Below are 25,754 nucleotides of genomic sequence, written 5' to 3'. Positions count from 1 at the left end.
TTTCAAATCATTCTTGAAATAATTGCATATTAAATATATACTTAGTAACGATAATCATTATCAGTGAAAAGGTTATCGATGGATGAAGTGTAAAAGAATTATAGTTTAGGGGAAGTGAATGAGAATGAGTTCCGGATAAAATTATTAATCTAATGAAATATATGTTTGGGACAAGTTTCATGTAGTTAAGTTTTCATATAAAAATAATCTATTTACAAGTTTTGAGAGGAGATATATAAAGATGAACAAGAAGTTATTTACATTAGGGATGGTTACAGTTTTAAGTGTAGGTTTAGCAGCATGTAATAGTACGGATAAAACTTCAGGGGAACAAAAGCAACAGACAAAAGCTACGGAAACAAAAAAAGATGAAAAACGAAAAATTACATATTTAGGTAAAGAATACACAGTACCAGCAAAAGTAGATAAAATTGCGACAGCTAGTTTAGAGTCAATGGAAGATGCAGCAGTACTTGGAATTAAACCAGTCGGTGCAATTACTGTAGGTGGTAAATTACCAAAGTATCTTGAAAAAGAATTAGAGGGTGCAAAATCTGTGGGTGAAAAAATGCAACCTAATTTTGAAACATTACTTCAATTAAAACCGGATGTTATTACATCTAGTACGAAATTCCCAGCAGAAACAGCTGAAAAGTTTACGAAAGTAGCTCCGACGTTCCCGGTATCACACGTTTCAACAGATTGGGAAGATAACTTAAAGTTAATGGGAGAATTAACTGGTAAAAAAGATAAAGCAGAAAAAATTATTAAAGATTACAATGCGGACGCTGAAAAAGCAAAAGCAAAATTAGGAGATAAGTTAAAAGACAAAAAAGTACTTGTAATTAGACTAAGAGCAAATGAATTATTCCTATATCCAGAAGGAGTATACTTCAACCCTGTAATTTATAAAGATCTTGGACTAACTGCTCCAGAACAACTTAAAACTGTAAAAGCACAAGAGAAAATTTCATTTGAAAAACTTGCTGAACTTAACCCAGATTATGTTTTCTTACAATATGAGGCAAGTGAAAATAAAAACCCGAAAGTGCTAGAAGAAATTGAAAGCAATCCAATTTGGCAAAGTATGAATGCTGCGAAAGAAAAGAAAGTATTTGTAAACGTTGTAGATCCAATGGCCCAAGGTGGCACAGCTTGGAGTAAAACAGCATTCTTAAAAGAAGCAGTGAAAAATTTATCTAAATAATACAATAAGTAAGGTGCGTTGAATGATATGCAGAAAACGAATGCGGTACCAGTAACCATTTTATGTATAGCACCCATATTGATTTTATTTACAGTTATACTTTCTGTTTTATATGGGGCGAAAAACATTGATGCTGAAACAGTGTGGAATGCTTTATTTCATTTTGATTCAAGCGATGTAAATCATAATATTATTATTACTTCACGTTTACCAAGGGTAGTTGCAGCTCTTTTAGTCGGAGCATTTCTAGCCATATCAGGAGCACTTATGCAGGGGATGACAAGAAACTATCTTGCATCCCCTTCTATTATGGGTGTGACGGATGGTGCAGCCTTTGTTATTACACTTTGCATGATTTTTCTTCCGGGAATGTCATCGATTGGTATGGTTTTATGTTCAATGATTGGCTCTGCACTAGGAGCCGGTATAGTGTTTGGTTTTGGCTCACTCCTTCAAAATGGCTTATCCCCTGTTAGATTAGCAATTATAGGGACAGTTATTGGAACATTTTTAAGTAGTGTATCGGCTGCGATGGCTTCATATTTCCAAATTTCTCAAAATGTTAGTTTTTGGTTTAATGCAAAGTTAGATCAAGTGGACCCTAATATCATTAAAATCACGATACCATTTGGGATAATTGGTATAATTTTAGCACTATTAATATCAAAATCTATTACCATTCTTTCTTTAGGAGAAGAAGTTTCTATTAATCTAGGTCAGCGTACAAAACTAGTTAAAGCGATGGCAATTTTATCAGTTATTTTTTTAACAGGAACAGCAGTTGCTTTAGTGGGGAAAGTTGGTTTTGTAGGTTTAATTATTCCACACATTACGCGCTTTATAATTGGGGTAGATTATAAGTGGATTTTGCCTTGCGCAGGCGTTATTGGTGGAGTTTTCTTAGCATTATGTGACATTTTAAGTAGATTTGTAAACTATCCATTTGAAACACCAATTGGAGTCGTTACTTCCTTAATTGGAATTCCTTTCTTCCTTTATTTAATCCGTACAAGAGGAGGAGAGAGACATGCTTAAAAGTTCAAGTCAACGTTTTGGAATGACAATGGGGATTAGTATATTTTTAATATTATGTGCTATTTATATTAGTTTAACGAATGGTACGTTTGATATTACGATTACAGATGTATTTAAAACACTCTTTAGAATAGATCCAGTACCAGACCATGATTTAGTTATTTTTGAGTTTCGCCTTCCGCGCATTATAATTGCTGGATTAGTAGGATTAGGCCTCGGTGTTGCGGGTGCTGTAATTCAAGGGATTACGAGAAATGGATTGGCGGACCCAGGTATTTTAGGAGTGAATGCCGGAGCAGGTACAGCCATCGTAATTTTCATGTTCTTCTTTCAAGGGCAATTAAAGAGCACAGACTGGATTTCTATTATGATGATGCCGATGTTTGGTTTAGTCGGTGGGCTAGGAGCCGCTATAATAATTTATCTGTTTTCTTGGAAAAACGGTAAGTTAGACTCGCAACGTCTTTTATTAACAGGGATTGCAATTGGATCTGGATTTGGAGCGTTTTCTATGTATTTATCGCTCAAAATGAAGTCAACTGATTTCGAGATGGCTGCAGTTTGGGTGTCTGGAAGCATATATAGTGCAAACTGGAAGTATATTGTTGCTATGTTACCGTGGCTTATCATTTTAATTCCACTTATACAAAAGAAAGCTTATTTATTAGATTTATTTCAATTGGAAGAAACGAGTATTACAAGTTTAGGTGTTGCAGTAGAACGAGAGAAATCCATTTTACTATTAAGTAGTATCGGACTTGTGAGTGCATGTGTTGCTGTTTCAGGAAGTATTGGTTTCATTGGATTAATGGCACCGCATATAGCGAAAAGGCTCGTCGGTATTCAGCATAAATATATAATTCCTACGTGTGGAGTAATCGGAATGTTCCTTGTAATAGCTTCAGACTTTATTGCAAAAACAGTTTTCACCCCTGTAGAGTTACCTGTTGGGATCGTTATTTCTATTGTCGGTGTACCGTATTTCTTATATTTACTTTATAAGGCGAAAGCGTAAGAGGAGGAATAAAAGTGAGTATTTTAAGTGCAAAAAATTTAGAAACGAGTTATGAAAAGCTTACAGTGTTTCGCGATTTAAATGTGGAAATACAAGAAGGAAAAGTAACGACAATTATAGGACCAAACGGGTGCGGGAAATCGACATTGTTAAAAACAATGGGAAGAATTTTAAAGCAAAAGAGCGGTAAAGTATATTTGCAAGGACAGGATTTAAATACAATTCCAACGAAAGAAATTGCGAAGCAGTTAGCTTTACTTCCACAAACTCCAATTGCACCAGGAGAGCTTAAAGTAGAAGAGTTAATTTCTTATGGACGCTATCCACATCGAAATAACGTAAATAAGTTAACTTCAAAAGATAAAGAAATGATTGATTGGGCATTAGAAATAACGAAAACTTCTGAATTTCGAACGAGACAAATTGCAAATTTATCAGGTGGTCAACGACAGAAGGTATGGCTAGCGATGGCTTTAGCACAAGAGACAGAAGTGTTGCTATTAGATGAGCCAACTACATATCTTGATATGTCTCATCAATTAGATGTATTACAAATTGTGGAGAAGTTAAATAAAGAACATAATTGTACGGTCGTTATGGTATTACATGATATTAACCATGCAGCAAGGTTTTCAGATGGAATTATTGCAATGAAGGAAGGGGAAATCGTTACAACTGGTAGCCCAGAAGAAATAATTACAAATGAAGTGTTAAAAGAAGTATTTCATATTGATGCACGTGTCATGATTGATCCGTATAATGGGTCTCCTGTTTGTTTCGGTTACGATAGCGTTGTATCTCAAGAAGAGAAAGTAGAAATATATGTAACGAGTTAAGAAGGGGGGATATAAGATGAATACTACTATTGAAAAACAGCAGGTTATTACATTTAATACAGAACAGTGGAAAATGTATTCAAAATTAGAAGGTAAAGAATATCAAATTCATATTTCAAAGCCGAGGCAGCCAGCACCAGAGTCAGGATATCCTGTTATATACGTATTAGATGGCAATGCCTTTTTTCAAACATTCCATGAAGCGGTTAAAATACAATCAGTTAGAGCAGAGAAAACAGGTGTTTCACCAGCCATTATAGTAGGTATTGGTTATCGTATTGAAGGGGCATTTTCAGGTGAAGAAAGATGTTATGATTTTACGCCTAGCGTAATTTCAAAAGATGCGCCTTTAAAACCGGATGGCAAACCGTGGCCTAAAACAGGAGGAGCACATAACTTCTTTACTTTTATAGAAGAAGAACTGAAGCCTCAAATCGAAAATGATTTTGAGATTGATAAAGGAAAACAAACGTTATTTGGGCATTCGCTAGGTGGTTTATTTGCTTTACATATACTATTTACAAACGTAAATGCCTTTCAAAATTATTTTATAAGTAGTCCATCTATTTGGTGGAATAACCAATCTGTGCTTGAAAAAGAAGAGAATCTTATAAGTGAATTAAATAGTGCCAAGTTTGAAACGGGAGTGTTCCTTACAGTTGGGGCACTAGAACGAGAGCATATGGTTGTAGGGGCAAACGAATTGTCAGAGCGCCTTCTCCAAGTAAAACACGATCAGTTTAGATTTACGTTTTATGAAGCTGAAGGGGAAAATCATGCGTCAGTTGTGCCGACTTCTTTAAGTAAAGGGTTAAGGTTTATTAGTCACCTATAGAAGAGGGAAAAGGTAAGCAATTGCTTACCTTTTTTCATTATTGTTTAAAGGCAACGTATCCATCAATTAAAAAGCTACTGAAAAAGCGAGTGATGTGAATAAAGCCACATTCCTTCATGATAGTTAGTAGATTTGTTTCAGAAATAGGAAATATTTCTGTTTCAAAAGAATTTTCAAATCGGTTCCAATCTTCTAATGGAATTTGATTTTGCATCATGTGGTTGCGCCAAGCATTCAATTGTGCAGAAAACATACTTGTATGGGGTACACCATTTATTGTAGAGAGAAAGAATGGAGCACCAGGTTTTAAGCGACTACTAATTTCATTAAGAAGCTCTTTTTTCTCCTTAATAGTTGGGATGAAATGAAGAACAAGCATACAAGTAGCAGCGTCAAATAATGGATTGGTTAATAATGAATGGACAGTTCCATGTACAAAGTGAATTTGATTTTGTATGCCTTCGCTTTCAATTCTTTTTTTAGCTAGCTGTAGCATGCTTTCAGATGGATCAACACCTGTAAAAGATAAGTTGCTATTTTGTTTGCCTATTGAGAGAATTTCTTGTCCACCACCAGCACCTATAACTAGTAAATTTGGATTCATATTTTCTTTAGGGAGTGTAGTAAACAAGAAATGATTCATCATTTCATATAGGTTGTAGTAGCCTGGGATTTTACATGGAATTCTTTGTTCATATGAATTTACGGTAGTATCATTCCAATTCATTTTTAACCTCCTAAGTATGTGTATTATAGGTTTATTATGGAATGAAATTATGAAGGGAAACAATCCCGTAAATCTGGGGGGAAGAGGATGTATGAAAAAATAACGAAAGAAATTACAATGGTAGCGAATCGTATAAGTTCTATAAGGACATTTCAAGAGTCATTTCTCCACTTAATACGTAAAGTCATTGATTTTGACGCCGCTTGTTTTACAGCTATAGACCCAATTTCTTTTTTATCTAATGGGGCATTTACGGATGAAAGTGTTGAAAAGATTCATCCACAATTGTTTATGAATGAATTTCTAGAAGATGATTTTAATAAATTTAAATATTTATCAGAACACTATCCTCATGTTGCTTCTCTTAGTATGGTGACAAATGGTGAACAAAAGAAAAGCTCTAGATACCGAAATATTTTAAAACCAGCAAGTTTTGGAGATGAATTAAGGGGCGTTTGTATGAGTAAGGGGAACTGTTTTGGGCATCTTAGTTTATTTCGAGGGAGTACAAGTCCCGCTTTTCATATAGATGATTGTAAGTATTTGGCAACGATAGTTCCAATTGCTGGAGAGGCTTTAAAAAAGGCATTTCCTAAACCTTTTTCAGAAGAGAAGGTAATAGGGACAGGCACGATTATATTAAGTGAGGATTTTAATTTATTATATTGGAATCAAGATGGCAGCGATTGGCTCTCAAATCTTAGAAAGTATGAACAGTTAAATATAAAAGAAATACCAAGGCCAATACGTGCGGTTTGTTCGAAAGTAAAGGCTAACGAATATAATGTAGGTTGTATGAATAGAGAAGAAAAAGTTTGTATACCTTTAGCCTATGGACATTTTTTAATCATTCGGGCCAGTAAGTTAGAACGTACAAGTAGTTTTCAGGGTGGTTATGTTGTTCTATTCGAAAGAGCAAGACCGGAAGAAATCTTTCCGCTTATTACGGAAGTGTATAGTTTTACAACACGTGAGAAGCAAGTAATACGTAAAATTCTTACAGGTATGTCGACAAAGGAATTAGCCCATGAACTTTGTATATCTATATACACGGTACAAGATCATTTAAAATCCATTTTTGAAAAGACTGGGGTAAGTAGTAGAAATGAACTCGTGTGGGAAGTTTTTTCAAGATTTTGTTTTGATGTCGATGAATAAAAATAAAATAACTCTACAAAAATCACATGAAGTACGGTGGATGAGTTGTAGAATAGGGCTGAAAAAAGGTTATGGATGAAACATTCCATAACCTTTTTTTATAAGTAGAATTGTCCTTTTTGAAAGTTTTGTTTCAACTTTTCGTCTAAATAGACAAAAAGTTGTCACAATTCGGTCACAATTAGCATAAACATAAAATAGACGAAATGAACTTATTTCCAAAAAGGCTTGATTCATTCCATTCATGATTAATAGAGCTGAAAAAGCATGGATTAAAAGTTCACTATATTCTCAAGGAGGTAGATCGTATGAAAACTATTCTTGCTATCGCTGGGCTTATTTGGGTTTTATCACATGGTATTCCAATTTATGAAGGAGAACAAATTCGCAGTGCTCTGAATAAAAATTTTAATGACTATCATATCATTGATCGGCAAGATAATGTTGTGACAGTTCGTGTAAATGACTGTTTTCATACGGTAACCGTTGAAGGAACTTCAGTAGTGAATGATACAAAAGTATGTGATCAGCAATAATTATATATAGGAAGAAAAAAGTCTCAATTTACACGTGTGAAAATTGAGACTTTTATATTTGTGGATGAATAATAAGCGGGGATGGACAATCCCTGCTTATTATTGTTTTTTTGAAAAAAAGAAAGGGTATCATATTAATTGAGACTGAGAAGCTAATGATGTGTTAAGAATAATCATAAAGCGAAAATATACTCATATGGGGTATCCTACATAGATATTTGATGATATAATTGGTATACTCATAAAAGCAATTGTTTTATTGGATGAAGAGAAACTTTAAGAAGGTGATAATATGGATCATAAGGACCATGAATCAGTAACACATAGATCAGAAAAAGAAAAAGAACAAATTATAAATAGATTAAAGAGAATTGAAGGCCAAGTCCGTGGTATTCAAAATATGATTGAAAATGATCGTTATTGCGTGGATATTTTAGTTCAAATTTCTGCGATTAATGCAGCGATGAAAAAAGTAGGAATGGGTGTCTTAAAAAATCATACGAGTCATTGTGTTTCAGGAGCTATTAAAAATGGTAATGGTGACGAAGCAATTGAAGAATTAATGACAGTATTTGAACGTTTTTCAAAAGCATAAAAGCCAAGCTAGTATTTGACTAGCTTGGCTTTTGTTTATATAGGAGAAGATATATAAATTCATAATTAGAGCAAAAAAATAAAGATTTTAGAAAAAAATAAAAATCATGATACAAAACCATTGATTACCTTAGGGGGGTATGGTAAGATGTAGTTGTGATTAATAAACAATGAATAAACAAGAGGAGGATTTTAAATGGAACAGTTAACATTAAAAGTTGAGGGTATGTCTTGTGGGCATTGTGTAAATTCTATTGAAAGTAATGTGAAAGAACTAAACGGCGTTGAACAAGTAAAAGTTCAATTAGCAGAAGGAACTGTTGAAGTTACTATCGACTCATCAGTTGTAACGTTAAAAGATATCGTTGCTGTAATTGAAGATCAAGGCTATGAAATTCAATAATAATTTTTAATATAGAAATAAATCGTACTTTATATGGAGTACGATTTATTTTGCTAAAAATTATACCTTATAAGGGTATATAGAGGTGAGAGACATGGATGAACAAAAAGAGGCCAATCTCCAAATATCAGGCATGACATGTGCAGCCTGTGCAAATAGAATTGAAAAAGGCCTGAAAAAAGTAGAAGGTGTTCATGATGCAAATGTAAATTTTGCACTTGAAAAAACAAAAATAATGTATGATCCCCATAAAACAAATCCACAACAATTTAAGGAAAAAGTTGAGTCGCTAGGATATGGAATTGTAAGTGATAAAGCTGAGTTTACTGTTTCAGGGATGACATGCGCAGCATGTGCGAATAGAGTAGAAAAGCGTTTAAATAAGTTAGAAGGTGTGAACGGAGCGACAGTAAATTTCGCTTTAGAGTCAGCAACGGTAGACTTTAATCCTGATGAAATCAGTGTAAATGAAATGAAGAGTGCGATTACAAAGTTAGGATATAAATTAGAAGTGAAATCAGATGAGCAAGATGGATCAACAGATCATCGCTTACAAGAAATTGAACGACAAAAGAAGAAATTTATTATTTCGTTTATTTTATCATTCCCGTTATTGTGGGCAATGGTGAGCCACTTCTCATTTACATCGTTTATTTATTTACCTGATGTGCTTATGAACCCTTGGGTGCAGCTAGCTCTTGCAACTCCGGTTCAGTTTATCATTGGAGGCCAGTTTTATATTGGTGCTTATAAAGCGCTACGCAATAAAAGTGCAAACATGGATGTTCTTGTGGCACTTGGAACGTCAGCAGCTTATTTCTATAGTGTTTATTTAAGTATTAGGTCGATTGGTTCTTCAGAACATATGACAGATTTATATTTTGAAACGAGTGCGGTACTTATTACTTTAATTATTTTAGGTAAATTATTTGAGGCGAGAGCAAAAGGGCGTTCATCAAAAGCTATTAAAAAGTTGATGGGACTACAAGCGAAAACTGCCACAGTTGTGCGAGATGGAACAGAGATGAAAATTTTAATCGAAGAAGTGGTAGCTGGTGATGTTGTCTATGTTAAACCTGGTGAAAAAATCCCAGTAGATGGAGAAATTGTAGAAGGAAAATCAGCGATAGATGAATCGATGTTAACAGGCGAGAGTATTCCAGTTGATAAAACAATTGGGGATGGAGTAATTGGCTCTACAATGAATAAAAATGGATTTTTAAAAGTTAAAGCAACTAAGGTAGGAAGAGATACTGCATTAGCTCAAATTATTAAAGTAGTAGAAGAGGCTCAAGGTTCAAAAGCTCCTATTCAAAGGGTAGCTGATCAAATTTCTGGTATTTTCGTACCAGTTGTAGTTGTAATTGCTATTATCACATTTGCAGTGTGGATGCTATTTGTTACACCTGGTGATTTTGGCGGAGCACTTGAGAAAATGATAGCAGTACTTGTTATCGCTTGTCCGTGTGCATTAGGTCTTGCGACACCTACATCTATTATGGCTGGATCAGGAAGATCGGCTGAGTATGGCATTTTATTTAAAGGCGGGGAGCATTTAGAAGCAACCCACCGATTAGATACAGTTATTCTAGATAAAACAGGTACTGTGACAAATGGGAAGCCGGTGTTAACAGATGTAATTGTAGCAGATGGATTCCATGAAGAAGAAATACTACGTTTAGTAGGTGCGGCAGAAAAAAATTCTGAACACCCACTTGCAGAAGCGATTGTAGAAGGAATTAAAGAAAAGAAAATTGTTATCCCAAGTTCAGAAACATTTGAAGCGATTCCGGGATTCGGCATCGAATCAGTTGTAGAAGGAAAACAATTATTAATTGGTACACGCCGATTAATGAAGAAGTTTAATATTGATATTGAAGAAGTTTCTAAATCGATGGAAGCGCTAGAACGAGAAGGAAAAACAGCAATGCTTATTGCGATTAATAAAGAATATGCTGGTATAGTGGCTGTTGCGGATACTGTAAAAGATACTTCAAAAGCAGCTATCGCAAGACTTAAGAAAATGGGTCTAGACGTTGTTATGATTACAGGAGATAATACACAAACTGCTCAGGCAATCGCTAAGCAAGTTGGTATTGATCACGTAATTGCAGAAGTATTACCAGAAGGAAAAGCAGAAGAAGTGAAAAAACTGCAAGCGCAAGGTAAGAAAGTAGCAATGGTTGGAGATGGAATAAATGATGCTCCTGCACTGGCTACGGCGGATATCGGTATGGCAATTGGAACCGGAACGGATGTAGCGATGGAAGCGGCAGATATTACGTTAATCCGTGGTGATTTAAATAGTATTGCTGATGCAATTTTTATGAGTAAAATGACGATTAGAAATATTAAGCAAAATCTATTCTGGGCGTTAGCTTATAACGGCCTAGGAATTCCAATTGCGGCGCTCGGTTTCTTAGCACCTTGGGTTGCAGGTGCAGCAATGGCATTTAGCTCTGTATCAGTCGTATTAAATGCATTAAGATTACAAAGAGTTAAATTGAAATCTTAAACACTTTCAGCTATAAAGCGAATTTAATATGCTTTTTTACAATAAACAATACTTTGTATAAGTATTGTTTATTGTTCGTTTAGAAGGAAAAGTCGATATAATATAGAAAGAGCAGAAGTAGAATCATATTGGAAGAAACTGCTTCGAAAATAAACACGAAATAATTATCCGGATAACCGAAATAAAAGAGTTAGTTTGATAAGGAGTTTTACATATGTTTAAAGATATTAAAATTAGAACATTCCAGAAGGAGGATTTAGAGCAAGTATTACAATTGTTCTATGAAACGGTTCATACGGTGAATGCAAAAGATTATAACGAGTTACAGCTACAGGCGTGGGCCCCAGAGCGACTAGATAGAGAGAGAGGGCTACAGTCTTTAGAAAAGAATATTTGTTACGTTGCTGATTATAAAGGTGTGATAGTGGGATTTGGGGATTATAATGATGATCATTACGTAGATCGCTTATTTACGCATAAAGATTATCAAGGAAAAAGGATAGCATCATACATACTACAGAAGTTAGAAAAAGAAGCAGTGAACTTGCAGCATAGGGATATATATACAGAGGCGAGTATTACAGCAAAACCTTTCTTTGAAAGCAAAGGTTTTATTTGCATAAAGGAACAAAATAAGCAGCGTAATGGTCAGATTTTTATTAATTATGTCATGAAAAAAATAGCCTTCTCATAAATGAGAAGGCTATTTTTCATTATTTTACAGCTTCTTTTAGTTCTTTACCAGCTTTAAAAGCAGGTACTTTAGAAGCTGCGATTTGCATTTCTTCACCCGTTTGTGGGTTACGGCCTGTACGAGCAGCTCTTTCACGAACTTCGAATGTACCGAATCCGATAAGTTGTACTTTTTCGCCAGCAGCTAAAGAGTTAGTGATTGATTCTACTACAGTTTGTAAAACTACAGTAGCTTCTTTTTGAGAAATCTCAGCGTTTTGTGCTACGTTTTTAATTAATTCTGTCTTATTCATGTTTTTCACCTCATATGTAAATAATGCTATTTAAGTTGTTATTATAACGTATAAAACATTCGAGAACAAGTGTACGTACATATATTCGCAAAAAAAATGAAATTTGTAATATTTTTTAGGACCAATTTATAGACATTCAATTTAAGCGGATACAGATTTTTTCTTTAATGCAGTTTGCTCTTTATTGGAAGGTAGTTTCTTATTATAAGATATGAAATAAGGTAATGCTACAAATAACATACCCCCTACTAAGTTTCCGAAGAAAACAAAAATGAAGTTTGGAAAATATTCAACCCAAGTTAAATGACCAGAAAAAATTGCAGCTGGGATGACAAACATATTGGCTACAACGTGTTGAAATCCAATCGCAACAAAAGTCATAACAGGGAACCAAATACCGACAATCTTTCCGATAAATTCTTTACTTCCCATACTGAGCCAAACAGCTAAACAAACGAGCCAATTACACCCGATTGCAGAAATGAAGGCTTGCAGTGGTGTATCTTGTAGTTTAGTTTGTGCAATAGTAACTGTTTTTGCTAAAAAAGCTCCCTCCGTTAAGCCGACGATATGACCAAAAAAATAAGCGACGAATATAGCACCTATGAAGTTGCTAAACGTAACAATAACTAAATTTCGTATGAAGTGAAATAAGTCGATTTTTTTGTGAAGCCATGCCATTGAAACGGTCATCATGTTGCCAGTTACTAATTCACCGCCTGCAAGGATAACGAGTATAAGACCGATAGGGAATACGGCAGCACCTAAAAAGCTAGTAAATGATCCCCAAGATTTTGGCATTGTTCCGATAACATGGATATCAAGTAAATATCCTAATGCTATGAAAGCACCACCAAAAAAACCGAGAATTAGCATAGGGAGCAATGATAAATGAGCTTTTTTTCTTCCAGAATTAGCAGCAAGTTCCGTAATTTCTTCTGGTGTAAATACAGACATGAATAACCTCTCCTTAATAGAATGATGGAATGAATAGAAGAAACATTTTAAAGAATCTATGTATGATAAAAATATGATATGATTTCTGTATAAATTTGTCAAAGTGAGTGGGGCTGAAATTGGATATAACGAACATTGTTCATGTTGTCACATTAATGTAACAATAAGGATTTAAAGTGATTTTAGAGGTGAAAACATGAATACGCATCATGTAAAAAAAGAACGAAAAAAATCAATCGTAAAGATATTTATTATTAGTTTCATAAGTATATTAATGATACCAGTAAGTTTGTATTTCTATGCGACTGAAATAGAAAGAAGACTAGTAACAGTTACGTGGAATGAAATAGAAGCTCCTACAATTCCTAAAGAGTTTAATAATAAAAAAATATTGCAGTTCTCAGATTTACATTTAGGACCAGATTTTACATTGAAACAACTAGAAAATTTGGTGGAGAAGATGAATGAATTACATCCAGATATAGTAGTTTTTACAGGAGATTTAATAGATAAGTTTGGATCCTATAGTGCGGAAAGAGAAGAAGCAAAGGTTATTTTGAAGAAAATTAAAGCTCCCCTAGGAAAATATGCTGTGTTTGGGAATCATGATAGAGGTGGGGGCGGTAGTTTATTTTACAAAAAGTATATGGAGGAAGCTGGTTTTTCTGTGTTAGTAAATGAAGTGCAGAAAATTAAAGGGGAAAACGGCAAGTATATTACAATATCAGGTTTGGATGATTTTTTATTAGGGAAGCCACAAATAGACTCGACTTTAAAAAACTTAAGACAACAAGATTTCAATATGCTATTAATACATGAGCCGGATGTTGTAGATAAAGTATCTCGTTATCCAGTCGATTTTCAAATGTCAGGACATAGTCACGGAGGACAAGTTCAAATTCCTTTTGTAGGTCCTTTAATTACTACAAAACTAGCTGAGAGTCATGTTGAAGGTATGTATGAATTAGAAGGGAAGAGTAAGCTGTTACATTTATACGTAAATCGTGGTATTGGGACAACCCGAATGCCTGTTAGATTTTTGAGTGTACCGGAACTTTCACTATTTGTATTGAAGCAAAGTAGTGACTGAAGTAGAACGTTTAATATTTTGAAGAATTAAGAGTACTTTTAAAGAAAGTTCTCTTTTTTTATTGATTAAATACAGAATATTATGTATTTTTTATTTAAACTGTTAAAAAGAAAGGGGAATTTCTATGATAGAAACATGGCATAAAGAATTGGAAAGTTTATATAATCAAATGGTTTCGTGGCGAAGAGATTTTCATCAATACCCAGAGCTATCGTTTCAAGAAATAGAAACACTGAAAAAAATAGCTGAAATTTTAAAAAGTTTTCATATTGATGTGAAAACAGATGTCGGGGGAAGAGGGGTAATCGGCGTAATTGAAGGTGGAATACCTGGGAAGACGATGGCGCTACGTGCTGATTTTGATGCACTACCTATTCAAGATGAAAAGAAAGTTTCATATAAATCAAAGGTTCCTGGTGTAATGCACGCTTGTGGCCATGATGGACATACAGCAACACTTTTAGGAGTTGCAAAAATATTAAGTGATAACAGAGACCAACTTTCAGGAAAAATAGTCCTTATTCATCAACATGCAGAAGAGAAAGAGCCTGGCGGAGCAATTGCCATGATTGAGGATGGTTGTTTAGAAGGAGTAGATGTTGTTTTTGGTACACATTTATCTTCTCAGATGCCTTTAGGAATTGTTGGAACGAAAGCTGGAGCAATGATGGCGGCAGCTGATACTTTTGAAGTGAAGATTCAAGGGCGAGGTGGTCACGGCGGTATGCCACATCATACTGTAGATGCTATTATCGTTGCAACACAAGTTATTAATCAGTTGCAACTTTTAGTGAGTAGAAAAGTCGATCCACTTCAATCAGCAGTTTTAACAGTTGGTACATTCCATGCCGGGCAAGCCGATAATATTATTGCGGATACTGCTACGTTTACAGGAACCATTCGAACGTTAGATCCTGAAGTGAGAGAATATATGGAGAAGGAATTTAGACGAGTTGTTGAGGGGATTTGTCAGTCCCTTCATGCTGAAGTTAATATTCAATATAAACGAGGCTATCCAATATTAATAAATCATGTAGCTGAAACACGTCATTTTATGACGGTTGCGGAACACGATTTTGGCAAAGAAAGGGTCATGGGAGTACCACCTATTATGGGCGGAGAAGATTTTGCATATTACTTAGAACATGTTCCAGGAGCATTTTTCTTCACAGGTGCCGGTAATGAAGAAATAGGGGCAACATATCCACACCATCATCCTCAATTCGATTTTGATGAACGTGCGATGTTGGTTGGTGGGAAGTTGCTTTTAAGTCTTGTGAATAGTTATTCAAGAGATGGAAAAGAATTTCTTCATCATGTAGAAGTGAAAAAGTAATTTACATAAATAAAAAACAACAATAGGTCATATAAAACCTATTGTTGTTTTTTATTATTTTTGCAAGGAAAGACTATCAAAATATGTTCTATAGTTATTAGAGAATTCAAAGTTGTTTTTTGCATCCCAATTAATAGACCAAGACATTAGGCCACGGAATGCAGGATAGCCACTCTGATTTGAAAGTTTATACTTTCCTCCGAAAGGAATTCCTTTAATGATATAATCTAAAGCTTTTTTCATTTCAGTTGGAGAAATATATCCGCCACTTGGAGCGGCCGCTGGTGCTGCAGGAAGTCCAATCATGACTTGATCCGAACGAAGAGGCGGGAAAATGTTATTTGCATTACCACCTACAGGAAAACCATGTAAGAGCATATCTGCCATAGCGACTTCGTAGTCTGCAGTACCTTGATTGTAGTTATTACCGTCCATTCCAATCCCGCTACCAGCGTTGTAGTGTTGAACGTGAATGTATGTTAGTTTGTCTTTCACTCCGTAAATAATCGGTAAATATGCACCCCAGATGCTTCCATATGCGCTATAGCCGCCTTGAACATAAGCTGTTTCAGGAGCCATGCTTAATAGGAAATCTGGACCGTAATGGTCTGAAATCGTTCGAATTGCTGAGATAAGATTCACGATTTGAGGAGTTGTTGGGTTTTTAAAATTAGTGTCATTACCGTTTAAGTAAATACCTGATTCAAGGTCAATATCTATTCCATCAAAACCGTATTTATCGATTAGAGATTGTATGGAATTAATAAAACGTTGTTTAGCAGCATTGTCAGGAAGTAAAACGACCCCATTTTGTCCACCTATTGAAAGAACTACTTTTTTTCCTTTACTTTTTAAATAGGAAATATCAGATTTGAATTCTGCATCTGTACCATACACAGGGGAAAATTCAAGAGTGGAACGATCACCACCAGTTTCACCGAAAGATACATTTATTACATCCCATTTTGGTGAAACATCTTTTAATTTAATAATGCCAGTACCGTTATCAAAGTTATGCCAATATCCAACGATTAATTTTGACCCTAAATTGTTTGCTGCTTGTGCTTGAAAGGGAGCTAGCGGTAGCAGTAAGAAAATTACTAAAGTACAACAAATGAATTTAAACTTGTTTAACATATCAACACTCCTATACAAAAGTTGTCTAGATGTATAATCTTGTTTATTTAATGATATCTGAAAATTCATTCTTTTGTAAGGTGACTATAATTTTCTCAACAATTGTGTATGGGAAATTATTAAACCTAATGAAATAATTTTTGAAGGAGGTAGAATTACGATTGTTAAATTCAGAATATTTTGATATATTTTAAAGTATAGGATAAGATTTTTCACATAATACTCTTACATAAATTTCAAAATTAAGTTTGGAAGGGGATGTACAAGAGTTGGATAAAAATCTTAAGAAAGACCTCAAAATACGCCACATTACAATGATTTCCATTGGTGGCGTAATAGGAGCTGGTTTGTTTGTTGGAAGTGGTGCGGTTGTGCATTCAGCAGGTCCAGGTTCTATCGTTTCATATGCATTAGCAGGACTTCTAGTTATTTTCGTTATGAGAATGCTAGGAGAAATGGCAGCTATTAATCCGACAAGTGGTTCATTTGCAACATATGCAAGAGAGGCAATTGGTCCATGGGCAGGTTATACAATTGGGTGGCTATATTGGTTTTTCTGGGTAATTGTTATTGCAATAGAAGCTACAGCAGGTGCTGGTATTATTCAATACTGGATTCCAGAAATCCCACTCTGGTTATTAAGCTTAATATTAACGATTTTATTAACGTTGACGAATGTTTTCTCGGTGAAATCATTTGGAGAATTTGAATATTGGTTTTCATTTATTAAAGTAATAAGTATTGTTTTGTTCCTTTGTCTTGGACTAGCTGTTATTTTAGGATTTGTACCAGGAACGGAAGCACCTGGCACTTCGAATTTGGTAGGTCAAGGAGGATTTATGCCAAATGGTATAAGTTCGGTGTTACTTGGAATCACCGTCGTTATATTTTCATTTATGGGATCTGAGATTGTTGCAGTGGCCGCTGGAGAGTCTGCCGAACCTGTAAAGGCAGTCAAAACAGCAACAAATAGTGTAATTTGGCGTATTCTCGTATTTTTCATTGGATCGATCGCTGTAGTTGTTACACTCCTTCCGTGGAATTCGGCGAACATACTAAAAAGCCCATTTGTGGCGGTACTGGAACATATAGGGATACCAGCGGCAGCGCAAATTATGAATTTTATCGTTTTAACAGCTGTACTTTCTTGTTTAAATTCGGGTTTATATACGAACTCAAGAATGCTTTTTTCAATGGCAGAAAGAGGAGATGCGCCAAAGGCATTTTTGAAATTGAATAGTAGTGGTGTTCCAGTTCGGGCGGTTTTATTTGGAACTTTCTTTGCTTACATTGGAGTTGTTTTTAGTTACATATCTCCAGATAAAGTATTTTTATTTTTAGTGAATGCATCTGGCGGGATTGCGTTACTCGTTTATCTCGTTATAGCAGTTTCACATTTCAAGATACGTAAAAAAATGGGGAAAGCGGAACAACAAAATTTGAAAGTGAAAATGTGGCTTTTTCCATATGTAACATATGTTACAATTGCTGCGATTATAGCAGTTTTAGTTGCCATGCTCGCAATTGAATCTTTACGTTCACAAGCGCTTTTAACAATGCTTGTTACTGTTCTTATAATAATTTCTTATTTTATTTTTAATAGAAATAAAAATAGTACATTGTTGAATCCTAAAAGTAAGAATGAGGAATCTGTTCGATTCTAATTTCTTGTTTTAGAAGAGAGTTACACCCAATCATTGCTATAAAAGAATCATATATAATCATAGAAACAAGTAATTACTATTGTCATAGTGAATATAAACTTTTTTCTTGACTTTTTATATGAAGGCGAGCAAAATGGTAAAAAAGGAAGGGGGGATGACGATGGAAGAGTACGTATTAGAGCTGTATAACTTTTTATATACGACAGAATGGCAAGATATTGTTTCATTTCTAGGAATAATGTTTTGTATGAAAATTGTAATTGTATATATGGAAGAGCAAGGTATGTTCTATTCCTTCTCATCTCCGTTCGATGTGCAGCGCGAGCCGTTGCCAAACTATGCCAAGGTAAATTACGAACAATTTCCTTTTGTGATTTTCTTTATGATTCGATTTATAACAGCAATTGTAAAGAAAAAGGAAAGTGACGATGAAGAGTGCCACTCAACTTGTAATATAGCGACTGCTTTTTAAGCTAAATACAAGGAGGAGATTTATATGTGGTTTCGATTTCTTATGATTGGTTTCTTTTCATTAACAGCAATTTCATTAATGGGATATCAAGTGTCTGAAATATATCAAGCGTATAGCAGTACGTTTTTTAACAAAAACTAATCGCATTGCTATTTGAATAATAAAGCGATAAAATCCTTCTTAAGAAGTATTGTTAAGAAGGGTTTTTTCTTTGCCCTGTCTTACTGTGTCAAACTATTGTCACATTTACACCGTGAATAATATGTTAAAATAGTGAGGTTAATTATACATATTTGAAAGAAGAGGAGTGACCAATTTGGTGGATCAATCAACGAATCAGAAAAGCTATGCTCCTATTGTGATAACGCTTTCTGTAATTGTAAATACGATTATTTTGTTTTTGTTCTTTGGACCTGTTGGCTATGAAGGGGAAGTACATTTTGATGTAACTATCTTACCAATGTTAAACGCAATTTTTAATAGTTTTACGTTTGTATTTTTATTAGCAGCTTTATTCTCTATTATTAAAAAGAATGTAAAGATGCACCGTGGTTTTATTCTTGCAGCATTTACAACGACTTTATTATTTTGTGTGTCATATTTATCGTACCATTACTTGGCACCGGCAACACATTTCGGTGGAGAAGGATTCATTAAATATGTGTATTTCATCATTTTAATTACACATATTATCCTTGCGGCGATTATTGTACCCCTTGCATTGTTCGCACTTGTATTTGGTTTTACGAATCAATTAACACGTCACCGTAAAATTGTACGTTGGACGATGCCGATTTGGTTATATGTAAGCTTATCTGGGGTTATTGTTTACTTAATGATCTCACCTTATTATCAATAAAAAATCTCAGCCTAAAGGCTGGGATTTTTTTGTTAAGCAAATTTGTTTGTGAAATTAAAAAAGTGTGGTATACAAAAGTATAGTTGCTTTTCATATGGAAGGGATGGTAAAGGTATATGCAAAATTTTGTATTTCGTAATCCAACAAAACTTATTTTTGGTAAAGGACAATTAGAGCAGTTAAAAACTGAAATTCCACAGTTCGGTAAAAAGGTCCTTCTCGTATATGGAGGGGGCAGTATTAAAAGAAACGGTATTTATGATAATGTAATTTCTATTTTAAAGGATATAAATGCGGAAGTATTTGAGTTGACAGGAGTTGAACCGAATCCGCGTTTATCAACAGTAAAGAAAGGGATTCAAATTTGTAAAGACAATGGAGTCGAATTTATTTTAGCGGTTGGCGGAGGAAGTGTAATCGACTGTACGAAGGCGATTGCTGCTGGTAGTAAATATGATGGAGATGTATGGGATATTGTAACGAAAAAATCATTTGCTAGCGAGGCGTTACTGTTCGGTACTGTACTCACTCTTGCGGCAACAGGTTCTGAAATGAATGCAGGATCTGTAATTACAAACTGGGAAACGAATGAAAAGTACGGCTGGGGCAGTCCAGTTACATTCCCTCAGTTTTCAATTTTAGATCCACTACATACTTCGTCTGTGCCGAGAGATCAAACGATTTATGGTATGGTCGATATTATGTCGCACGTATTAGAGCAATATTTCCATCACGGCATGAATACAGAATTACAAGATCGTTATTGTGAATCTGTTTTAAGAACAGTAATTGAAACAGCTCCTAAGCTTTTAAGTGATCTAGAAAATTATGAGCATAGGGAAACAATTTTATATTGCGGTACTATGGCGTTAAACGGCATTTTAGCGATGGGAGTAAAAGGAGATTGGGCAACTCATAATATTGAGCATGCAGTTTCTGCTGTTCATGACATACCGCATGGGGGCGGACTCGCGATTCTATTCCCAAATTGGATGAAGCATGTTATAGATGAAAATGTGAGTCGCTTTAAACAGTTCGCTATTCGTGTATTCGATGTAGAAACAGATGGGAAGACAGATAAAGAGGTTGCATTAGAGGGAATTGAGGCGTTACGTCAATTTTGGACTTCAATTGAAGCTCCAGTAACATTAGCTGATTACGCTATTAGAGAAAGTGAAATTGACTTAATGGCGGATAAAGCGATGGCTTATGGTGAATTCGGTAACTTTAAAAAATTAAATAAAGACGATGTTTTAAGTATATATAAAGCTTCTTTATAAGTGAATCGAAAAAAGAAACCCATTTGATATAACAATCAAATGGGTTTCTTTTTTGTTGTCTATAACTGTTTGTGACTGGTTTTGGTTATTTGTGAATGTTTATGGTTGATTTTTGTGATCGTTTTCATTATACTGTAATCAAAGAAGAGGTGAAGAAAATGTTAACTCCTGAACGTCATCAAATGATATTGCAACTTGTAAAAGAACAAAAAGTTGTTAAATTGCAGCAATTAGTTGAAAGAACAGAAAGCTCTGAATCGACAATTCGTCGTGATTTAGCACAATTAGAAAAACAAAGGTTATTAAAAAGAGTTCATGGTGGTGCCTCTGTTTTAACAGGAAAAGGACAGGAGCCAACGATGATTGAAAAATCATCCAAAAACATTCAAATAAAACAACAAATTGCCAAGTATGCGGCTAGTATTGTTGAACAAGGGGATTGCGTTTATTTAGATGCAGGAAGTACAACATTTGAAATGATTCCATTTTTAATAAATAAAGATGTTACTGTCGTTACGAATGGACTTATGCATATTGAAGCTTTAGTTGAAAATAATATTCGTGCATATTTACTAGGCGGGATGATGAAAAGTAGGACGAAAGCTTTAATTGGTGCTATGGCACAGGAAAGCATGCAAAAGTACCGTTTTGATAAATGTTTCTTAGGAGCAAATGGTGTACATGAACAGCTTGGTTTTACAACTCCAGATCCAGAAGAGGCACTTTTAAAACAAATGGCATTAACATTTGCGAACGAAGGATATTTCTTAATTGATGAAAGTAAGTTCTCAGAAGTTGCATTTGCGAAAATTGCCAATGTTGAAGAAGCGAATATTATTACAAACCATTTAGAAATTGATTTAGAAAAATATAAAAGACAAACCAATGTAATTGAGGCTGATAAACAATGATCTATACAGTTACTTTAAACCCATCTATTGATTATGTAGTACAAGTTAATTCCTTCGATTTAGGCGCAGTAAATCGAGCAGAGAAAGATATGAAATTTCCTGGAGGGAAAGGCATTAACGTTTCTCGTGTTCTTCATCGTTTAGGTGTTGAAAATGTAGCGCTTGGATTTACTGGTGGATTTACCGGTCGATTTATTAAAGATGTATTACAGGCGGAAGGTGTAACAACAAACTTCGTCCAAGTAGACGGTGATTCCCGAATTAATGTGAAAATAAAAGGGCAAGAAGAGACAGAATTAAATGGGCAAGGTCCTAATGTGACAAATGAACAATTTGAACAATTAATGAAACAAATCGAAAGTATGAGGCAGGGAGATTGTGTTGTACTAGCTGGAAGTGTACCGGCGTCTATCTCAACTACTTTTTATGAATCAATCGCAGCGCTCGGAGCTGAGAAAGGTATTCGCGTAGTAGTCGATGCAAGTGGAAGTGCGCTGCAACATGTAATTAAAAATAAACCATTTTTAATAAAGCCTAATCATCATGAACTTGGTGAGTTATTCGGAGTAGAGATTTCAACAGTAGAAGATGTTTTACCGTTTGGAAGAAAATTAGTTGAACAAGGTGTAGAGCATGTTATCGTATCAATGGCTGGAGATGGGGCTTTATTATTTACGGCACAAGGTATATATGAAGCAACTGTTCCAAAAGGTGTTGTAATTAATTCGGTTGGGGCCGGAGATTCTCTCGTTGCAGGATTTGTAGGTAAATATGAACAGACAAAAGATATTGAAAAGGCATTTCAATATGGCGTTGCAACAGGGAGTGCAACAGCATTTTCAGCTGATTTATGTGAAAAAGAAAAAGTAGAAGAATTATTGTCGCAAGTAATTGTAACTAAGCGATAGGGGGAAGCAACATATGAAAATTACAGAACTATTAAAAAGGGATACAGTCATTATGAATTTGACAGCTTCAAATAAAGAAGCTGTCATAGATGAATTAGTTGAGAAATTAAATGGTGCTAATCGTTTAAATAGTAAAGCTGAATTTAAAGAAGCTATTCTAAAGCGGGAGTCACAAAGTACAACTGGAATTGGTGAAGGTATTGCTATACCTCATGCGAAGACGAATGCCGTTAAACAACCATCGATTTGTTTTGGTAGAAGTGTAAGCGGTATCAACTATGAGTCGCTTGATGGACAGCCTGCACATCTGTTTTTTATGATTGCTGCGAGTGAAGGGGCGAATAATACTCATTTAGAAACGTTATCTCGTCTCTCTACGTTATTGATGGATGAAGGGTTCCGCAAGCAATTATTAGAAGCAAAGGATGAGGATGAGCTTCTCCGTTTATTTGATGAAAAAGAGAATGAAAAAGAAGACGAAGAAGTTGAAGTAGCAAAGCCGGAAGGGAATGAGCCATACGTATTAGCTGTTACAGCTTGTCCGACTGGTATCGCTCACACATATATGGCTGCGGATAGTTTAAAAGCAAAAGCGGCAGAGTTAGGGATTGCGATTAAAGTTGAAACGAATGGATCAACAGGTGTAAAGAACGGTTTAACGAAAGAGGATATTGAACGCGCAACAGCGATTATCGTTGCGGCAGATAAACAGGTAGAAATGAACCGTTTCGCGGGGAAGTATGTCATTCAAGTGCCAGTAGCTGATGGTATTAGAAAAACTGAATTCCTTCTTAATCGAGCTGTAAAACAAGATGCGCCAATCTTTAAAGGTGTCAAAGAGAATGGGAAGGCAGAACATGTAGAGAAAGAAAAAGGGCTAGGAATTTATAAGCATTTAATGAGCGGTGTAAGTAATATGCTTCCATTCGTTGTTGGTGGCGGGATTTTAATAGCGCTAGCGTTTTCGTTTGGTGGTATAAAAGCGGAAGGTCCTTTAGCTGAATTGTTCATGTCTATTGGGGGAGGAAAAACAGGTGCGTTTTTATTCCTTGTACCAATCTTAGCTGGATTTATTGCGAGTTCTATTGCTGATCGTCCTGGTTTTATGCCTGGTGTTGTAGGTGGGTTTTTAGCAGCACAAGCGAATGCGGGATTTTTAGGTGGATTAATTGCTGGTTTCTTAGCTGGATATGTTGTTTTAGGATTGAAAAGATTATTTTCAGGATTACCAGTACAGTTAGAAGGAATTAAACCTGTTTTGTTATATCCAGTCTTTGGATTGTTGATTACAGGAGTTGTTATGCAAAAAGTAGTAAATCCGCCTGTAGTAGCATTAAATGAAATGTTAACAGGATGGTTAAATGGTTTGAACGGTACGAATGCTATATTATTAGGTCTTATTTTGGGCGGTATGATGGCAATTGATATGGGTGGTCCAATTAATAAAGCGGCATTTACATTTGGTATTGCTGCAATAGAAGCACAGAATTTTGGAGTGCACTCAGCAGTTATGGCTGGTGGTATGGTACCGCCACTTGCGATTGCATTCGCAACCACATTCTTTAAAACAAAATTTACAGAAGCAGAACGTAAATCTGGTTTAACAAATTATATTATGGGAGCATCGTTTATTACAGAAGGTGCGATTCCATTTGCAGCTGCCGATCCGGTTCGAGTAATAGTAAGTTGTGTTGTTGGTTCAAGTATCGCGGGTGCCTTATCTATGTTATTCCAAATTACATTGCCGGCACCGCATGGTGGATTGTTTGTTATCGCATTAGTGAATAAACCGTTGCTATATATTGTTTCTATATTAATTGGAACGATTGTTTCAGCTATTATGATAGGTGTTTGGAAGAAGAAAGTTAAATAAACGATAAAAAGGGACAGCTAATAGGAGTTGTTCCTTTTTCGTTACAAAAAGTAATTTAATAATTGGATTATGATGGATTTTGGTAAAAGATGTAATGAAAAGTGATTTTTTTGTAACAAAAAAGTAATACTGTAATTTTTTCTGGAAAAAAATTCTTATACTAATTTGTGAGAAATATATGAAAACTATTGCTAATTTTGGTAGAAATACAATTCTTTAATATGGAAATTTATGTTACAAATCATTAATCGTTTATTACGAATGCTTTGTAATTGTGTGATTTTCGAAATTCTACAAAAAACTGTTGCTATAATGAGAACACGAAAACAAAGCAAATGGAGGCTATTCATGAAAAAATTATTAGGTATAGCAACAGCAGCAGTTTTTGGTCTTGGGATTTTTGCAGGTTCTGCTAAAGCGGAAACGATTGTAACAACAGATGTATTAAACGTTAGAGAAAACCCAACTGTAGAATCAAAACTTGTAGGTAAAATGTTAAGTGGAAATAAATTAGATGTTATAAATACAGAAAACGGATGGTCCAAAATTAAATTAGATGGTAAAGAAGCTTTTGTAAGTGCTGAGTTTACGAAAAGTTCTTATTATGTAACAGCAAACGTATTAAACATTCGTGCTGGAGCGAATACTGATTCAGAAATTCTTGGCACGCTTAAAAAAGATGACTTGATTGAAACGACAAATCAAGTACAAAACGAATGGTTACAATTCGAATATGGCGGGAAAGCGGCGTATGTTCACATACCATTTTTAACAGGTACAGCACCTGTTATTGAAAGAAAAGAAGTTCCAGCTCAAGATGAAGCGCCAACTAAGGTGAAAACGGCGGTTAAAAATGATACATCAGTTAAGGTGAAAGTGCCGGCTAAAAATGATACGGCAGTTAACGGAAAAGAATCAGTTAAAAGTGGAGCATCAAGTAAACCAGTAGCGCAAGCGAAGCCGGCAACTAAGCCAGTGGCGAAATCTACTGAAACAAGTGAACCTGCTGGTCGTGAAATAACAGTAGAAGCGACAGCTTACACAGCTCACCCGAGTGAAAATGGCACATATGGTGGTCGTGTGTTAACTGCGATGGGGCATGATTTAACAGCGAATCCAAATATGAAAGTTATTGCTGTTGATCCGAAAGTAATTCCTCTCGGATCAAAAGTGTGGGTGGAAGGATATGGAGAAGCAATTGCTGGAGATACTGGTGGCGCGATTAAAGGAAACCGTATTGATGTTTTAGTTGGTTCAGATAGCACTGCTGATAGTTGGGGTCGTAAATCCGTTAAAGTGAAAGTTATAAAATAATTTATTAAAATAAAAAACGGCTGCTTGAAAATGAACTGTACCCTATAAAATGGACAGTTTAATAAAAAAGCCCTGAAAAATCAAGCACTTAAAAGGTGGTTCCGAT

At 35.1% G+C, this 25,754-nt stretch carries 25 protein-coding genes; 21 read left to right on the top strand and 4 right to left on the bottom strand.

The features are described 5' to 3' along the window. Positions 1-241 precede the first annotated feature (241 nt). Genes B5P42_RS27295 through B5P42_RS27275 form a run of 5 tightly spaced genes read left to right on the top strand, consistent with a single transcriptional unit; the run spans position 242 to position 4,928 of the window. Positions 242-1,207 carry an iron-hydroxamate ABC transporter substrate-binding protein gene (locus B5P42_RS27295; RefSeq protein ID WP_002014659.1) on the top strand — a complete coding sequence of 322 codons (966 nt, stop codon included), beginning with the start codon at positions 242-244 and terminating at the stop codon, positions 1,205-1,207. Between the two features lie 27 nt (positions 1,208-1,234). Continuing rightward, positions 1,235-2,242, top strand: coding sequence for a FecCD family ABC transporter permease (locus B5P42_RS27290; RefSeq protein ID WP_002014660.1), 1,008 nt, complete (start codon positions 1,235-1,237; stop codon positions 2,240-2,242). Continuing rightward, complete coding sequence (locus B5P42_RS27285; protein WP_044439847.1) at positions 2,235-3,257, top strand: FecCD family ABC transporter permease; 1,023 nt, start codon at positions 2,235-2,237, stop codon at positions 3,255-3,257. Before B5P42_RS27290 ends, B5P42_RS27285 begins: the two co-directional genes overlap by 8 nt. Positions 3,258-3,271: 14 nt before the next feature. After that, on the top strand, positions 3,272-4,093 hold the full coding sequence (locus tag B5P42_RS27280; protein ID WP_113735701.1) for an ABC transporter ATP-binding protein: 822 nt from the start codon (positions 3,272-3,274) through the stop codon (positions 4,091-4,093). Positions 4,094-4,109: 16 nt separating this feature from the next. Beyond that, complete coding sequence (locus tag B5P42_RS27275) at positions 4,110-4,928, top strand: alpha/beta hydrolase (protein ID WP_060752168.1); 819 nt, start codon at positions 4,110-4,112, stop codon at positions 4,926-4,928. 37 nt (positions 4,929-4,965) lie between these two features. Here B5P42_RS27275 and B5P42_RS27270 read toward each other — a convergent pair whose 3' ends face one another. After that, positions 4,966-5,655: a class I SAM-dependent methyltransferase gene (locus B5P42_RS27270; protein WP_044439841.1), complete on the bottom strand. Its 690-nt coding sequence runs from the start codon at positions 5,653-5,655 to the stop codon at positions 4,966-4,968. Positions 5,656-5,742: 87 nt separating this feature from the next. On the opposite strand from B5P42_RS27270, the gene B5P42_RS27265 reads away from it, so the two are divergent. The 6 genes from B5P42_RS27265 to B5P42_RS27240 all read left to right on the top strand — a co-directional run bounded on the left by B5P42_RS27265 (position 5,743) and on the right by B5P42_RS27240 (position 11,555). Then, the gene (locus B5P42_RS27265) at positions 5,743-6,813 is read left to right on the top strand and encodes a helix-turn-helix transcriptional regulator (RefSeq protein WP_113735700.1); all 1,071 of its coding nucleotides are present in this window, start codon (positions 5,743-5,745) and stop codon (positions 6,811-6,813) included. A gap of 308 nt (positions 6,814-7,121) precedes the next feature. Next, entirely contained in the window at positions 7,122-7,349 is a 228-nt protein-coding gene (locus B5P42_RS27260) for a hypothetical protein (protein ID WP_002190443.1), read from the top strand. A gap of 292 nt (positions 7,350-7,641) precedes the next feature. Then, entirely contained in the window at positions 7,642-7,944 is a 303-nt protein-coding gene (locus B5P42_RS27255) for a metal-sensing transcriptional repressor (protein WP_002014668.1), read from the top strand. Between the two features lie 195 nt (positions 7,945-8,139). Then, positions 8,140-8,346: a copper chaperone CopZ gene (copZ, locus tag B5P42_RS27250; protein WP_002033654.1), complete on the top strand. Its 207-nt coding sequence runs from the start codon at positions 8,140-8,142 to the stop codon at positions 8,344-8,346. 94 nt (positions 8,347-8,440) lie between these two features. Next, positions 8,441-10,861 carry a heavy metal translocating P-type ATPase gene (locus B5P42_RS27245; RefSeq protein WP_113735699.1) on the top strand — a complete coding sequence of 807 codons (2,421 nt, stop codon included), beginning with the start codon at positions 8,441-8,443 and terminating at the stop codon, positions 10,859-10,861. A 214-nt stretch (positions 10,862-11,075) separates the two neighbouring features. Then, positions 11,076-11,555: a GNAT family N-acetyltransferase gene (locus B5P42_RS27240; protein WP_113735698.1), complete on the top strand. Its 480-nt coding sequence runs from the start codon at positions 11,076-11,078 to the stop codon at positions 11,553-11,555. 19 nt (positions 11,556-11,574) lie between these two features. Here the strand turns inward: B5P42_RS27240 and B5P42_RS27235 are convergent, their stop codons facing one another. Together B5P42_RS27235 and B5P42_RS27230 are read right to left on the bottom strand one after the other, a co-directional pair. Further along, positions 11,575-11,847, bottom strand: coding sequence for an HU family DNA-binding protein (locus tag B5P42_RS27235; RefSeq protein ID WP_002033657.1), 273 nt, complete (start codon positions 11,845-11,847; stop codon positions 11,575-11,577). Positions 11,848-11,988: 141 nt separating this feature from the next. Next, positions 11,989-12,804, bottom strand: coding sequence for a formate/nitrite transporter family protein (locus tag B5P42_RS27230; RefSeq protein WP_113735697.1), 816 nt, complete (start codon positions 12,802-12,804; stop codon positions 11,989-11,991). Positions 12,805-13,000: 196 nt separating this feature from the next. On the opposite strand from B5P42_RS27230, the gene B5P42_RS27225 reads away from it, so the two are divergent. Further along, the gene (locus tag B5P42_RS27225; protein ID WP_113735696.1) at positions 13,001-13,894 is read left to right on the top strand and encodes a metallophosphoesterase; all 894 of its coding nucleotides are present in this window, start codon (positions 13,001-13,003) and stop codon (positions 13,892-13,894) included. Positions 13,895-14,018: 124 nt separating this feature from the next. Further along, positions 14,019-15,230 (top strand): M20 metallopeptidase family protein, encoded by a 1,212-nt coding sequence (locus B5P42_RS27220; RefSeq protein ID WP_113735695.1) that lies wholly within the window; start codon positions 14,019-14,021, stop codon positions 15,228-15,230. Positions 15,231-15,284: 54 nt separating this feature from the next. On the opposite strand, the gene B5P42_RS27215 is transcribed toward B5P42_RS27220, so the two are convergent. Continuing rightward, on the bottom strand, positions 15,285-16,367 hold the full coding sequence (locus B5P42_RS27215) for a chitinase (protein WP_113735694.1): 1,083 nt from the start codon (positions 16,365-16,367) through the stop codon (positions 15,285-15,287). Positions 16,368-16,636: 269 nt separating this feature from the next. Here B5P42_RS27215 and gabP point away from each other — a divergent pair, with 269 nt between their 5' ends. The 8 genes from gabP to entD all read left to right on the top strand — a co-directional run bounded on the left by gabP (position 16,637) and on the right by entD (position 25,648). After that, positions 16,637-18,031, top strand: coding sequence for a GABA permease (gene gabP / locus B5P42_RS27205; RefSeq protein ID WP_000360102.1), 1,395 nt, complete (start codon positions 16,637-16,639; stop codon positions 18,029-18,031). Between the two features lie 133 nt (positions 18,032-18,164). Further along, a complete protein-coding gene (locus B5P42_RS27200) occupies positions 18,165-18,503 on the top strand; it encodes a hypothetical protein (protein ID WP_078175321.1) in 339 nt (112 codons plus the stop codon). Between the two features lie 316 nt (positions 18,504-18,819). Then, positions 18,820-19,362, top strand: coding sequence for a DUF420 domain-containing protein (locus B5P42_RS27195; protein ID WP_113735693.1), 543 nt, complete (start codon positions 18,820-18,822; stop codon positions 19,360-19,362). A 116-nt stretch (positions 19,363-19,478) separates the two neighbouring features. Beyond that, positions 19,479-20,642 (top strand): iron-containing alcohol dehydrogenase, encoded by a 1,164-nt coding sequence (locus tag B5P42_RS27190; protein ID WP_113735692.1) that lies wholly within the window; start codon positions 19,479-19,481, stop codon positions 20,640-20,642. A 158-nt stretch (positions 20,643-20,800) separates the two neighbouring features. Beyond that, a complete protein-coding gene (locus B5P42_RS27185) occupies positions 20,801-21,553 on the top strand; it encodes a DeoR/GlpR family DNA-binding transcription regulator (RefSeq protein WP_002128628.1) in 753 nt (250 codons plus the stop codon). Continuing rightward, positions 21,550-22,461 carry a 1-phosphofructokinase gene (gene pfkB, locus B5P42_RS27180; protein WP_002128626.1) on the top strand — a complete coding sequence of 304 codons (912 nt, stop codon included), beginning with the start codon at positions 21,550-21,552 and terminating at the stop codon, positions 22,459-22,461. Before B5P42_RS27185 ends, pfkB begins: the two co-directional genes overlap by 4 nt. Before the next feature lie 13 nt (positions 22,462-22,474). Continuing rightward, a complete protein-coding gene (locus tag B5P42_RS27175; protein ID WP_088034660.1) occupies positions 22,475-24,334 on the top strand; it encodes a PTS fructose transporter subunit IIABC in 1,860 nt (619 codons plus the stop codon). Between the two features lie 348 nt (positions 24,335-24,682). Further along, positions 24,683-25,648 (top strand): cell wall-binding protein EntD, encoded by a 966-nt coding sequence (gene entD / locus B5P42_RS27170; protein ID WP_113735691.1) that lies wholly within the window; start codon positions 24,683-24,685, stop codon positions 25,646-25,648. The last annotated feature ends 106 nt before the right edge of the window (positions 25,649-25,754 follow it).

This window comes from Bacillus sp. SRB_331 (assembly GCF_003264175.1).
Classification (GTDB): Bacteria; Bacillota; Bacilli; order Bacillales; family Bacillaceae_G; genus Bacillus_A; species Bacillus_A mycoides.
Note: the sequence above shows the minus strand (reverse complement) of the source record. Positions and strands in the feature narration are given on the sequence as shown.